The organism is Rhodococcus sp. NPDC059969 (assembly GCF_042738325.1).
Classification (GTDB): domain Bacteria; phylum Actinomycetota; class Actinomycetes; order Mycobacteriales; family Mycobacteriaceae; genus Rhodococcus_F.
In genome coordinates, this window is sequence record NZ_JBHWUF010000004.1 from 214,442 (window position 1) to 227,475 (window position 13,034).

A 13,034-nucleotide genomic window follows, 5' to 3' on the forward strand; every position below is an offset into this window, starting at 1 on the left:
ATACTGCCTGACGAGGACTGACGCACTGTCAGACGAAAAAAACTGATGTCACACGAAGATGTAAATCCACACGAAGAACAAAACAGTCGTTGCTTGACCTGCAATTCCCCGTTGCAGGTCAGACTTTCGAAGACCGCCCGTCAGCCCCGACGCTGACAGAACCGATTCAGCAGCAGATCAGATGATCCCCCGCTTGAGTCGCCGACGCTCGCGCTCGGACAACCCTCCCCAGATTCCGAACCGTTCGTCGTTCGCGAGCGCGTACTCGAGGCACTCGTCACGAACTTCACAACCGAGGCAGATCCGTTTTGCTTCCCTCGTCGATCCGCCCTTTTCAGGAAAGAACGCTTCGGGATCGGTCTGCGCGCAGAGAGCACGCTCCTGCCACTGATCCTCGATGGTGTCGAACAATTCTTCGAAGCCGGTGACGAGACTCAGCACTGGCCGAGTACTCATACCGTCGAACTCACTGCTGCAGGCACCTTCTGCTGCGCCTGCTCGGGAATCGGTCTGCGGTTCGTCGCTTACTGTCATTGCGAGAGAACTGATCTCGACATTTTCATTGGGCATCGTTCCGCCTCCTCACCTGTAATAGCGCAGAATTTTCACTCCATCTTCAACCCCACCCCGTCGACCGTTCGAAACTGTGTTCGAAACCGGCCCCGCTGCAAGTGAACTCACAAGTAGCGGTTGGAATGACACATTTGAGATTACACACGTCCAGCGTGTCGCGGTCAAGCTAAACGAGATGAATCCATTAGTATTCCGGCCCCCAATTGACGGGACCTTCTGCCCGCCAGACACGGCGACGCGCCGACCGCCTAGGCTCTGTTGTCGTGAACGTGACTGTATTGGTTGGCGGCGTCGGCGGGGCCCGTTTCCTTCAAGGTGTACAAAATGCGCTCGGAATCGTCGGTGGTGAATCCCTCGAGAAATACGAAGGCCCACATCGCATCACGGCCGTCGTCAACGTCGGGGACGACGTCTGGATGCACGGTCTGCGTATCTGCCCCGATCTGGACACTTGTATGTACACACTCGGCGGCGGTATCGACACCGAACGCGGGTGGGGGCACGCCGGCGAAACCTGGAATGCGAAAGAAGAACTCGCGGCATACGGAGCGAAGCCGGACTGGTTCGGTCTCGGAGATCGCGATATCGCAACACATTTGATTCGCAGCCAGATGCTCCGCACGGGATATCCGTTGTCCGCGATCACCGAAGCGTTGTGCAATCGCTGGAATCCAGGTGTCGCACTGCTTCCCGTGAGCGACGACCGCAGCGAAACACACGTTGTGATCACCGATCCGGAAGACAGTGAGCAGAAGGCGATTCATTTCCAGGAGTGGTGGGTACGCCATCGAGCACAGGTGGAAACTCACAGCTTCGCTCACGTCGGCGCCGAGCAGGCCAAGCCCGCGCCAGGGGTGGTCGAGGCGATCGACGATGCCGACATCGTGCTGATCGCACCGTCCAATCCCGTCGTGAGCGTCGGCGCGATCCTCGCGGTGCCCGGAATTCGCGGAGCCCTGCGAACCACTGCAGCGAAGGTTGTCGGACTCTCCCCCGTCATCGGCGGAAAACCGTTGCGCGGCATGGCTGACGAGTGCCTCGACGTAATCGGAGTCGACACGACTTCCGAGGCGATCGGTCGCCACTACGGAGCTCGTTCGATCAACGGCATTCTCGACGGCTGGCTCGTCGACGAAGGTGACACGGCCGACATCGACGGGGTGGACGTGCGAAGCATCCCACTTTTGATGACCTCCCCCGAAGAGACCGCAAAAATGGTTCGAACGGCTTTCGAGATCGCCGGAGTCGAACTGTGACCGAACCCCGAACCGAAGCAAGCCGCGACAGAAATCACTCCCCCGGCGATCACTCCCCCGGCGCCGCAATCGAAATCATTCCCGTGCTCGGCCTTCCCGAGTTCCGGCCCGGAGACGACTTGGCCGCCGCTGTCGTCGACGCAACGCCGTGGATCGAGAACGGCGACGTCGTTGTCGTCACGAGCAAGGTGTTCTCCAAAGTCGAGGGTCGCATCGTTTCCTCGCCGACCGATCCGGAAGAGCGCGACGCAGCGCGACGTCTCCTGGTGGATCAGGAAGCCGTCCGCGTCGTGGCGCGCAAGGGCCGCACTCTGATCACCGAGAACAAACTCGGGATCGTGCAGGCCGCATCGGGCATCGACGGCTCCAACGTCGACGGTGGCGAGCTGGCTCTGCTCCCCGTGGATCCTGATGCAAGCGCTGCGGGTCTGCGCGCCCGGATCCTCGAGAGCACGGGCAAGTCCGTCGCCGTCGTCGTCACCGACACGATGGGTCGTGCGTGGCGCAACGGGCAGACCGACGCCGCAATCGGTTCGTCCGGCATTCCGGTCCTGCACGGCTACCTCGGAGCACAGGACAGCCAGGGCAACGATCTGATCGTCACCGAGATCGCGATCGCGGACGAGATCGCCGCGGCCGGCGATCTGGTCAAGGGCAAGCTGGGCGGCGTTCCCGTCGCCGTTGTTCGCGGGCTTCGGTTCGAGGACGACGGTTCGAGCGGCCAGGATCTGATCCGCCGCGGCCCGGACGATCTGTTCTGGCTGGGCACCGAGGAGGCCACGGTGATGGGCCGCGGCCAGGCACTGCTGCTGCGCCGGTCGGTTCGGCAGTTCGCAGCTGACCCCGTCGACGCGGAGCTCATTCGCAGCTCGATCGCCGAGGCATTGACCGCTCCCGCACCGCACCACACGAGACCGGTTCGATTCGTGTGGCTGCGTACCGAGTCCGTCCGCTCGGCTCTCCTCGAGAAGATGCGTGAGCAGTGGGCCGCCGATCTTCGCGCCGACGGTCGCAGTGACGAATCCGTCGACGCCAGGGTTGCACGCGGAAACATCCTGTTCGACGCCCCCGAGGTCGTCATTCCCTTCTGCGTGCCCGACGGCGCACACAGTTACCCGGATGCCCGACGCACCGCAGCGGAGTCCACGATGTTCACGGTTGCCGCCGGCGCGGCAGTGCAGGGCCTGCTGGTCTCGCTGGCCACACGCGGCGTGGGAAGCTGCTGGATCGGCTCGACCATATTCGCCGCCGACCTCGTACGAGAACAGCTCGATCTCCCGGCGGACTGGCAGCCACTCGGCGCGGTCGCAATCGGGCACCCACTCGAGCCCCTGACTCCGCGCACCGTCTCCGCCCCCGGGGACGCGTTGGTGGAGTTGTAAGTCATGTCAGCCGAATCGCTGCACGCCTCGGCCAAGGGCGTTCTGGAGGACTGGGCGACATCCTCCGAAGCGGACGAGTCACTGCGGCACACGATGCTCGCGTTCCTCGATTCGGCTCCGGACGGATGCCTTCGTCGCCATGCACCGGGACACATCACCGCGTCGTCTCTGGTTCTCGACGAGAGTGGCTGCCACGTCCTGTTGACCCTGCATCCCAAGGTGGGCAGGTGGATTCAGCTCGGCGGTCATTGTGAGCCCGACGACGAGACGGTGGTCGATGCGGCCTTGCGTGAAGCTCGCGAAGAGTCAGGTATCCACGACGTTCGGATAGAGGCGGACCTACTCTCCGCCCACACACATCCGATCACGTGCTCGCTCGGCGTTCCGACTCGCCATCTCGATCTACGGTTTCTTGTTGTGGCACCGGACAATTCGCATATCGTCCGGAGCGCGGAGTCCACCGACCTCCGATGGTGGCCGGTGGACGCGCTGCCGCCGACTGCCGAACGCGAGACCATCGACCACCTGGTCGCGCTCGCACATCAGCGCAAGAATCAGGACTGAAACGGAGACAGTTCGGGTTGCTTGGCACTCACGCCGTCGCCCGACGACGTTCCCTTCACTCGCCGAGCTACCCACGGCACCAAGAACTCTCGCGCCCATTGACGATCCTCGCGGCGAGTTTCGGCTTTGGTGAGAACCGGCGCGGGCCCCAGATCGGGTGGGATCAAACCGTGTTCGACGCCCAGGACGTCGAGCACCCGCATCGCCATGTTCTCGTGCCCGGCGGGCGACATGTGCAGTCGGTCCCAGTCCCACATCCGCAGGTCCTGATACTCGGAGAATCGCCAGAAGTCGACGAGCGTCGCACCGTGACGGTCCGCGACCTCGCGAACAAGCTCGTTGTAGATCGCCAAGCGTCCGCGGAGCTTGCCGAAGAAGGCGGACCATCCGGTGTCGTACGCGGTGAACATGAGAACCCGCGCGCCGGAAGCCGTGAGCTGGCCGATTGCCGAATCGTAACGGGCGACGACCGCGTCGATGTCGAGCTTGGGACGCATCATGTCGTTTCCGCCGGCGTAGATGGTCACCAGATCGGGCTTCAACGCCAGAGCCGGTTCCACCTGCTCGTCGATGATCGGTCCGAGCAGGCGACCACGAATCGCCAGGTTGGCGTAGCGGAACTCGGGGTTGTTCACCGCCAACTGCTCGGCCACTCGGTCTGCCCACCCGCGCAGACCGTTGGGGAATCGTTCGTCGGCGTCGCCGACGCCCTCGGTGAACGAGTCACCGAGGGCAACGTAACGGCTCGGAAGAGAAGTCATACCCGCCAGTATTCCAGTAGGTCAGCTAACGATCACACATCTGTGCTGAAGCGCACGCCACCGTCCGGCAGCGTCACGCCCGGCCACACGCGTGCGCCGCGCAACAATTCGCACCGCGCACCGATGTCCGCGCCGTCACCGATGACGGCGTCGCGGACCAGCGCTCTGGGTCCGATACGGACGCCGAATCCGAGGATCGATCGCTCGACCACCGCACCGGCTTCCACTACGGCGCCGTCGAAGAGAATCGCACCGTCGAGGCGCGCACCTGCGCCGACTTCTGCGCCTCGACCGACAACCGTGCCGCCGATCAGGACGGCGCCGGGTGCGATTCCGGCTCCGGGGTGCACCAACGACTCGCCGCGCGGACCTTCGAGTGCGGGTGAGGGCGCGATACCTCGCACCAGGTCGGCGGAACCGCGGACGAAGTCCTCGGGGGTTCCCATGTCACGCCAGTACGACGAGTCGACGTGGCCGAACACCCGCTTGCCCTCGGCAAGCAGATTCGGGAACACCTCGCGCTCGACCGACACCGGTCGTCCCTCGGGGATCTGCTCGATGATCTCGCGCTTGAAGACGTAGCAGCCGGCGTTGATCTGATCCGTCGGCGGATCCTGGGTCTTCTCCAGGAATGCCGAGACTCGTCCGTCCTCGTCGGTCGGAACGCAACCGAATGCACGCGGGTCTCCCACGCGAACCAGATGCAGGGTCACGTCGGCGTCCGTCTTCTCGTGGGTCTCGAGAATGGCGTTCAGGTCTGTGCCACCGAGCACGTCACCGTTGAACACCATGACGTTGTCGCCGCGCAACTTCGGGAGCACGTTGCGAATTCCGCCGCCGGTGCCCAGCGGTTCGGTCTCGAAGACGTAGTCGATCTCGAGGCCCATCTTGGAGCCGTCGCCGAAGTAATCCTCGAATACCTCTGCCTTGAAAGACGTTCCGAGCACCACGTGCTTGATACCGGCCGCCTCGATCCGGGCGAGCAGGTGTGTCAAGAACGGCAGGCCGGCGGTCGGAAGCATCGGCTTGGGCGCAGACAACGTCAGCGGACGCAGCCGAGTGCCCTTGCCGCCTACCAGGATTACGGCGTCGGTCGGATTCGGATCGGACATCATTTTCCCCCGTGGTTCGAAACTGATGGGTTGTCGGTGGAGTTGTCGGTGCGAGCGCGCTCGCGAACAGCAGAAGCTACGGCGATCTTGGACCGCACGGCCAGGCCACCGCGCAACGCGAGTCGCAGCGGAGCCTGCCACCAGTGCGGATGGCGATCGGCCTGGAACTGATAGGCGCTGCGATGATGAGCGGGCAACATCAGTTCCGGATGACGTCCTGCCGCATGGCCTTTGGCATGCGTGACGACGGCCGAGGGGACGAAGACGTTTAGCCACCCGGCTTTTCCGAGGCGGTCACCGAAATCGACGTCCTCCATGTACATGAAGTATCGCGAGTCGAACCCGGAGATGGAGTCGAAGGCGTCGCGTCGTACCAGCAGGCACGAGCCGGAAAGCCAGCCCACTGCGCGCTCGGTGACGGCCTCGTTCTCCTGACGGTACCGAGCAGTCCACGGGTTTTTCGGCCACACCGTGCCGAGCAATGCGTGCCCGACGCCCGAGGTGATGTCGGGCACGGTTCGCGCCGACGGATAGACGCTGCCGTCCGGTTCGAGGACCTTCGGCCCGAGTGCACCGGCCCTTGGCCACCGATTTGCCGCGGCGACCAATTCGTCGAGTGAACCGGGTGCCCATTGGACGTCTGGATTGGAAATCACGACAAATTCGATAGACGAATCGATCTCCGCCACTGCCCGATTTATCGCTCCGCCGTAGCCAATGTTTCCACCGGTTCGAAGCAGACGAACATGCTCGTACTTGGCATCAGCGGCCTCGGGGGCGCCATCGGTCGACCCGTTGTCGGCCATGATGACCTGGGGTTTTTCTGTCGTCGCCACGGCGAGCGTGCTCAAGAAATTCTCGAGATGCTCGCCTGGCGAGTAGGTCACCGTTACCACGGCCAGCTTGGGACTCACGCCGGTCAGCCTAGCCGTCCGCGGGCACTGCCCCGAACAAAGCTCACGCCAGAGCGGCGTGCAGAGCCTCTCGCCACGGACGCAGTGGCGTCATTCCCGCGGTAACCCACGCGCGCTCGGACAAGACCGAATATGCCGGGCGGGGAGCAGGGCGCACGAAGTCCGCGCTGCTGCACGGCCGCACCCGAGCCGGGTCTGCGCCGATCTCCTCGAACACAGCGCGTGCCAACTCGTACCAACTTGCCTGCCCACCATTGGTCACGTGGAATGTCGACGAACCCGTGAAGTCCCGCAGCGCGAGTTCGACGATCCCGCCCGCCAGGTCGAGGCTGTAAGTAGGTGACCCGACCTGATCGTCCACGACGTTCACGAATTCACGTTCGGCTTCGAGCCTTCGCATCGTGGCGACGAAATCCGAGCCGACACCGGAATACACCCACGCGGTACGGACAACCGCCACGTCTGCCCCGGACTTCCGGACAGCTACCTCGCCGGCCAGTTTCGTTCGTCCGTATACCGTCGCCGGACCGGTGGCTGCGTCGACGTCGTACGGTGTGCTCGCGTCGCCGGGAAACACGTAGTCGGTCGAGACGTGGATCAATCGCGAACCCACCCGCGCACAGGCTTGCGCGAGATTTCCCGGTCCGATCTCGTTGACGGCCTTCGCTGCCTCCTGGTCGGCCTCTGCGGCGTCGACAGCCGTGTACGCGGCGCAGTTGATCAGCACCGAACCGGGCGAGACGAATTCGTCGACGGCATGGCTGTCGGTGATGTCCAGCTCGTCGGATCCGACGGCCGTGACGGGAAGACCCGCCGAGGTAGCGAGGGTTTCGACACGGGTCCCGAGCTGCCCTCGGGCGCCGGTGAGCAGGATATTCGTCACACGGTTCAGTCTGGCACGCCGCGTCGAGGTACCCGCGGCCGAGCATCGGACCAGTAACCTGAAGGGGTGTCCCACCAGCAACCGCAGCGCCGCGCGCGTCCACGACCTGCGCCGATTCGGACCAAGACGAGCCCGGCTCGCGTAGCGGTCGCGGTGCTCTCCGTGCTCGTACTGCTGGTCACCGGGTTCGCATGGCGGGGTGTGGACTCGTTGAGGAACAGCCTTGCCACTGCCAGCGGCCTCGGCCTCGGTGGCGGCAAGGACGGCGCCATCGACATCCTGATGGTGGGAACCGACAGTCGCACGGACGCACACGGCAACCCGCTCTCACAAAGCGAGCTCGACTCGTTGCGCGCTGGCGAGGAAGTTGCGTCCAACACCGACACCATCATCTTGATCCGCGTCCCCAACGACGGAAGTTCCGCGACCGCGATCTCGATTCCCCGCGATGCGTACGTCAACGTCCCCGGTATCGGTATGTCGAAGATCAACGCCGCGTTCGGTGCCACCAAGGAAACCGAGCGACTGAAGTTGGTCAACAACGGGTCGTCCGACAGCGACGCCGACAAGAAGTCGACGGAAGCCGGCCGGACCGCGCTCATCGGAGCCGTGGCGAATCTGACCGGAATCACCGTCGATCACTACGCCGAAGTCGGTCTGCTCGGATTCGTCCTGCTGACCAACGCAGTGGGCGGAGTCGACGTCTGCCTCAACGCGCCGGTCGACGAACCGATGTCCGGAGCCAACTTCGCAGCCGGGAAACAGACACTCGACGGTGCCGACGCGCTGAGCTTCGTCCGTCAACGACACGACCTCCCCCGCGGCGACCTCGACCGGATCGTGCGCCAGCAGGTGTTCATGGCGTCCCTCGTCAGCAAGGTGCTCAGCGCGAAAACCCTCAGTGACCCCGGCAAGCTCAGTCAGTTGACCTCGGCCGTTCAGCGTTCCGTTGTGATCGACGACGACTGGGACATCATCGAATTCGCCAAGCAGTTGCAGAATCTGGCCGGCGGCAAGGTGCAGTTCGAGACGATTCCCGTCCTCGACATCAACGGCATGACGGACTACGGCGAGTCCATCGTCAAGGTCGACCCGAAGGCCGTCAAGAAGTACATCGCCGGATTGGTCGGCGCCGACAGCGAGGACTCGGACGAGACCTCCGAGGCACCGACCACGGTGAATGCGTCCTCGATCACGGTCGACGTCGCAAACGCCAGTGACATCGCAGGATTGGCCAGTGGGGTCTCCGAGGCCTTGAGCGCCCTCGGGTACAAGCAGGGTCAGGTCGGCAACAACACCGGAGCGGACGTCACCGAATCCACGGTGTTCGCAAAGTCTGCGGACGACGACGCTGCACTCGCAGTCGCCGAGGCACTCGGCGGCCTGACGGTCAAGGCCGATTCGTCACTGTCCTCCGGCAAGGTTCGTGTTGTCATCGCCGAGGACTACAGCGGACCGCAGTCCGCCGACGCGGTGTCCCCGTCCGGCGGGGTGTCAACCACCACTGAATCGGCGAGCACCACCGAGACCAGCCCCACCCCGGCCCCTCCCGGTCCCCCGATCGACGCAGCCTCCAACGGCCCGCGCTGTGTGAACTGAACCGCTGCGTAAGCTGATTACGTGCCTTCGCCTGTAGACAACCTGACCGATGCCCTTCTCGGACCGATCTTGACTGCCGACCCGGCCGGGCCTCGCGTGACCTACTACGACGACGCCACCGGCGAGCGCATCGAATTGTCTGCGAGCACGCTGGCCAACTGGGCGGCAAAGACAGCGAACATGGTTCGAGACGAGTTCGCTCTCGAGCCCGGCGGCAAGGTTGCCGTGCTGCTTCCCGCGCACTGGCAGAGCGTCGCTGTGCTGTTGGGTGTGTGGTGGGCAGGCGGCGAGGTGGTCCTCTCCCCCGACGCTGATGCCGAACTCGCTTTTGTCACTGCCGACCGCCTGGAAGATGTTGCGGACGTACCCGAAGTCGCCGCGCTCTCGCTCGACGCGTTCGGCAAGGGCCTGAGCGATCTTCCGCTCGGTGTTGCCGACTACGCGACCTCCATTCGAGTACACGGCGACCAATTCCGTAGCGCCGGAGCCGGTTCGGCACTGGAAGGCCGGTCTGTTGCGGACACGATCGACGCGGCCCGGGAATCGGCGAAGAACTCCGCACTGGCATCGACAGATCGTGTCCTCTCGAGCCGCACGTGGGAGACGGCAGACGAGTTGATCGACGGACTTCTGGCAGTTCTCGCTGCAGGCGCCTCACTCGTGCAAGTGGCCCACCCGGACGCGGAAGCTACCGCGCGCCGAGTGGGCACCGAAAAGGTCACGAAGCAGTTCTGAGTGTCAGCTCGCGAGAGCTGTCACCGGCGAGACCAATCCCGCCCGCCGAGCGGGGAGCAGTGACGCGATCACGCCGCAGATTCCGCCGATCAACACGATGGCCACCAACTGCACCCACGGGACTGCGCTGAGGGCGACGTCCTCGATCCCGAACACCGATGCGGTACCGGCTACACCGAACACCATCCCGAACAGCACTCCGATCACCGATGCAACTCCTGCCACCAGCAGTGCTTCCCAGATCAACATGGCTCGAATTCCCTTCCTGGTCAGTCCGAGTGCGCGAAGCAGTCCGGATTCGCGGCGCCGTTCGAGAACGGACAACGCCATGGTGTTTCCGACGCCGATCAAGGCGATCAACACCGCTACCGACAGCAACCCGGCAACCACCATGAGCATGGTGTCGAGGATCGAATCGAGGGCCGAACGCATTTCGGTCATTCCCTGAACTTCGCTGCCCGGAGCTTCCTGGCGTGCGAGTTCGGTGATGCGGTCGGTGGTGGCCAAAGCCTGTTCGTCAGTGTCCGTGCCCAACCTGACCCAGTACGAATCGGTGGTGGGCGCGGAGGCCGCTACACCGAGATCTCCTCGATCCAGCAGTGCTGGTTGACCTTTCACCCCTTCGATCACGCTGACGTTCACGGCGCCGCGATCCCCGCGCACCGTTGCCGTATCGCCCGCCGAGAGGTTGTATCCGCTCAGATCGGCCGGAGAGAGCACCAGTTGACCGGCAGCAGGTGCCGAGATCTCGGTACGCAGAACATCTTTCACCTGGGCAGCGTCGACACCGAATCCGGCCAACGAGCCGCGCCCGTCGATCGTCAGCTCGGCTTTTTCCAGACCGCTCACTGCGCCGACCCCGTTGACGGCGGCGATGTCGGTCCCCAAACCGGCCGGAAGGGGCGCCGAACCGGAACTGCTCACCATCACGTCGACAGGGAATTGGCTGTCCATCGCCGCGGGTGCAGCTTCCTTGACCGTCGCGATTCCCACGACGAGCGTGCTCGTCAAGGCGACGCCGATCAGCAGCGCCGTGGCAGTTGCCGAGGTCCGGCGTGGATTCCGGCCGGCGTTGCCTGCTGCCAGGCTGCCCACGGGACCGATCACCCTCGCCAACACTCCGCCGGCTGCATTGATCAGTGCAGGCACGATTCGACCGGACAGGGCTGCAATCCCCAGGAACGAGAACAGTCCACCGGCGGTTGCCGCCAGCACCTGCTGATTCGTCACGCCCAAGACGGTCATCGCGATGCCCGCGAGCAGGATCACTATGCCGAGAACCCGTCGGACCACCGATACCTGAACGCTCTCGGGCTTGGACTCCATCGGCTGCAGTGCTGCCAACGGGGACAGCCTCGTTGCCGCCCGACCGGGCGCAGATGCAGCGAGCAACGTCATCACGATGCCGACCGCAAGGCCGACCACCACGGTCAACGGAGTGACGCTGAGTGACGAAAGTGGAACCGGCACATCCGCAGCCGTGGCCACGCGACCGATCGCCCAGGCGAGTCCGATACCGAGCCCGACGCCGATCACCGAGGCGATCACGCCGACCGCCGCGGCTTCGCTGCGAATGCTCCGGCGAACCTGCTTGGCCGTGGCGCCGACGCATCGGAGCAACGCGAGTTCCTGAGTGCGCGCCGCGAGGAGCACGGCAAACGTATTGGCGATCACCAGCGCGGCAACAACAACGGCGATAGCGCCGAAGGCGAGCAGTACCGTGCTGAGGATCTTGGTGCCGCCCATGTACTTCGCTGCCGCGTTGTCGGTAGCTTCTTCGCCGGTCAGCACCGTGGAGTCCGCAGGCAACGCGCTCTCAACCGAATCCACCAACTGCTGCTGCGAGCGAGAGCCGTCACCGGCTACGCGGAATTCACGTTCGGCACTGTCTCCGGCCCACGCGCTCACTTGCTCGGCAGTGGTGAACACTTTCATCCCGCCCAGGCGCTGCGCCGAACCGGAGAGATCGACCAGTCCGACAACCTGCGCAGTAGGTGCAGCGGCAGCGACCGTCGAATCCCGTGCCGTGACAGTGATTCGGGCACCCACCGGTATACCGGAGTCCGCACTCACCAACGCCTGACCGAGACCGACAGGGAGCGAACCCTCCGACAGCTTCTCCCAACGCAATTCGGGGTTGTCGGCGATCGAGAGCGCGTCCCCGTAGGACGCACCCTTCGCCTCGGAATCGACACGAACGTACGTCGACACGTCCTCGGCCACCGCCGAGACACCCGGCACTGCGCTCAGCAAGGCTTCCGTCACGCCTGGACCGGAGGCGACAACGTCCGTGGTTTCGTATTGCGACGCAAGTGATTTACTCACACTCGCGTCAACCGTCGAGCTCAATGTCAAAGTCGCGACGATGTATCCGACCGCGATCACCACGGCAAGTATCGACGCCACATAGCGCCCGGCATGCGCCCGCGCCTGGGCAAACGCCAGACCCTTCATCGCAGTGCGCCCGAAGCTACGGGAACATCGGCCAGGTCGTCGGCACCGAGGGCTCGCATGGCACCGATCACCGAGTCGACAGTGGGAGCGTCGATCTCGCCGGCAATGCGCCCGTCTGCGATCAACACGACGCGGTCCGCGTACGACGCCGCCACCGGATCGTGCGTCACCATGACGACGGTCTGACCGGTCTCCCGGACACTGGTGCGCAAGAGACCCAGAACCTCTGTCCCGGAACGGGAATCCAGGTTGCCGGTGGGCTCGTCGGCAAAGATCACGTCGGGCTGCGGCAGTAGTGCGCGGGCGACGGCTACGCGTTGCTGCTGACCGCCCGACAACTCGTGCGGCAGGTGATCGAGACGCTGCGACAGGCCCAGCTTGCCGATCACCTCGTCCATCCACTCGGGCGAGGGTTCACTGCCCGCCAACTTCATCGGCAGCAGCATGTTTTCCCGAGCAGTGAGCACCGGTAGCAGGTTGAACGCCTGGAAGACGAACCCGATTCGCTCGCGCCGCAGTTCGGTGAGTTCGGTGTCGCCGAGTTTCGTGACCTCGGTGTCGCCCAGGAAAACCTGCCCACCCGAGACCGTGTCGAGTCCGGCAAGGCAGTGCATGAGCGTCGACTTTCCGGAGCCGGACGGGCCCATGATCGCGGTGAAGCGCTCGCGCCCGAAGTCCACGTCGACTCCGCCGAGCGCGTGCACCGTGGTCTCACCGGTGCCGTACACCTTGGTGACGCCGCGGGCAGTGATCGCCGACACTTCGGCTGGTTCCGTCGTGGTGTGCGCATGCATTCTTTTG

12 protein-coding genes are annotated in these 13,034 nt (G+C 64.3%); 5 read left to right on the forward strand and 7 right to left on the reverse strand.

Going from position 1 to position 13,034, the window contains the following annotated elements:
• Positions 1-177 precede the first annotated feature (177 nt).
• Positions 178-456 (reverse strand): WhiB family transcriptional regulator, encoded by a 279-nt coding sequence (locus ACFWAD_RS14785; RefSeq protein WP_020907098.1) that lies wholly within the window; start codon positions 454-456, stop codon positions 178-180.
• Positions 457-836: 380 nt separating this feature from the next.
• Between ACFWAD_RS14785 and cofD the strand changes: the two genes are divergently transcribed.
• Genes cofD through ACFWAD_RS14800 form a run of 3 tightly spaced genes read left to right on the forward strand, consistent with a single transcriptional unit; the run spans position 837 to position 3,775 of the window.
• A complete protein-coding gene (gene cofD / locus ACFWAD_RS14790) occupies positions 837-1,829 on the forward strand; it encodes a 2-phospho-L-lactate transferase (RefSeq protein WP_378544920.1) in 993 nt (330 codons plus the stop codon).
• A complete protein-coding gene (locus ACFWAD_RS14795) occupies positions 1,826-3,211 on the forward strand; it encodes a coenzyme F420-0:L-glutamate ligase (RefSeq protein WP_378544923.1) in 1,386 nt (461 codons plus the stop codon). The genes cofD and ACFWAD_RS14795 overlap by 4 nt, the downstream gene beginning before the upstream one ends.
• Positions 3,212-3,214: 3 nt before the next feature.
• The gene (locus ACFWAD_RS14800; RefSeq protein WP_378534077.1) at positions 3,215-3,775 is read left to right on the forward strand and encodes an NUDIX hydrolase; all 561 of its coding nucleotides are present in this window, start codon (positions 3,215-3,217) and stop codon (positions 3,773-3,775) included.
• Here ACFWAD_RS14800 and ACFWAD_RS14805 read toward each other — a convergent pair.
• The 4 genes from ACFWAD_RS14805 to rfbD are packed head-to-tail and all read right to left on the reverse strand — an operon-like array spanning position 3,766 to position 7,445.
• Entirely contained in the window at positions 3,766-4,536 is a 771-nt protein-coding gene (locus tag ACFWAD_RS14805; RefSeq protein WP_378534078.1) for an SGNH/GDSL hydrolase family protein, read from the reverse strand. The genes ACFWAD_RS14800 and ACFWAD_RS14805 overlap by 10 nt on opposite strands.
• A gap of 32 nt (positions 4,537-4,568) precedes the next feature.
• On the reverse strand, positions 4,569-5,651 hold the full coding sequence (locus tag ACFWAD_RS14810; RefSeq protein ID WP_019747766.1) for a sugar phosphate nucleotidyltransferase: 1,083 nt from the start codon (positions 5,649-5,651) through the stop codon (positions 4,569-4,571).
• Positions 5,648-6,562, reverse strand: coding sequence for a glycosyltransferase family 2 protein (locus tag ACFWAD_RS14815; RefSeq protein WP_378534079.1), 915 nt, complete (start codon positions 6,560-6,562; stop codon positions 5,648-5,650). Before ACFWAD_RS14815 ends, ACFWAD_RS14810 begins: the two co-directional genes overlap by 4 nt.
• A 43-nt stretch (positions 6,563-6,605) precedes the next feature.
• The gene (gene rfbD, locus ACFWAD_RS14820) at positions 6,606-7,445 is read right to left on the reverse strand and encodes a dTDP-4-dehydrorhamnose reductase (RefSeq protein ID WP_378534080.1); all 840 of its coding nucleotides are present in this window, start codon (positions 7,443-7,445) and stop codon (positions 6,606-6,608) included.
• Between the two features lie 114 nt (positions 7,446-7,559).
• Here rfbD and ACFWAD_RS14825 point away from each other — a divergent pair, with 114 nt between their 5' ends.
• Positions 7,560-9,044, forward strand: coding sequence for an LCP family protein (locus ACFWAD_RS14825; RefSeq protein ID WP_378534571.1), 1,485 nt, complete (start codon positions 7,560-7,562; stop codon positions 9,042-9,044).
• Between the two features lie 21 nt (positions 9,045-9,065).
• Positions 9,066-9,779 (forward strand): TIGR03089 family protein, encoded by a 714-nt coding sequence (locus ACFWAD_RS14830; protein WP_378447633.1) that lies wholly within the window; start codon positions 9,066-9,068, stop codon positions 9,777-9,779.
• A gap of 3 nt (positions 9,780-9,782) precedes the next feature.
• On the opposite strand, the gene ACFWAD_RS14835 is transcribed toward ACFWAD_RS14830, so the two are convergent.
• Both ACFWAD_RS14835 and ACFWAD_RS14840 read right to left on the reverse strand, forming a co-directional pair.
• A complete protein-coding gene (locus ACFWAD_RS14835; RefSeq protein ID WP_378544926.1) occupies positions 9,783-12,233 on the reverse strand; it encodes an ABC transporter permease in 2,451 nt (816 codons plus the stop codon).
• Positions 12,230-13,027 carry an ABC transporter ATP-binding protein gene (locus ACFWAD_RS14840; RefSeq protein ID WP_378544929.1) on the reverse strand — a complete coding sequence of 266 codons (798 nt, stop codon included), beginning with the start codon at positions 13,025-13,027 and terminating at the stop codon, positions 12,230-12,232. The genes ACFWAD_RS14835 and ACFWAD_RS14840 overlap by 4 nt, the downstream gene beginning before the upstream one ends.
• Between the last annotated feature and the right edge of the window lie 7 nt (positions 13,028-13,034).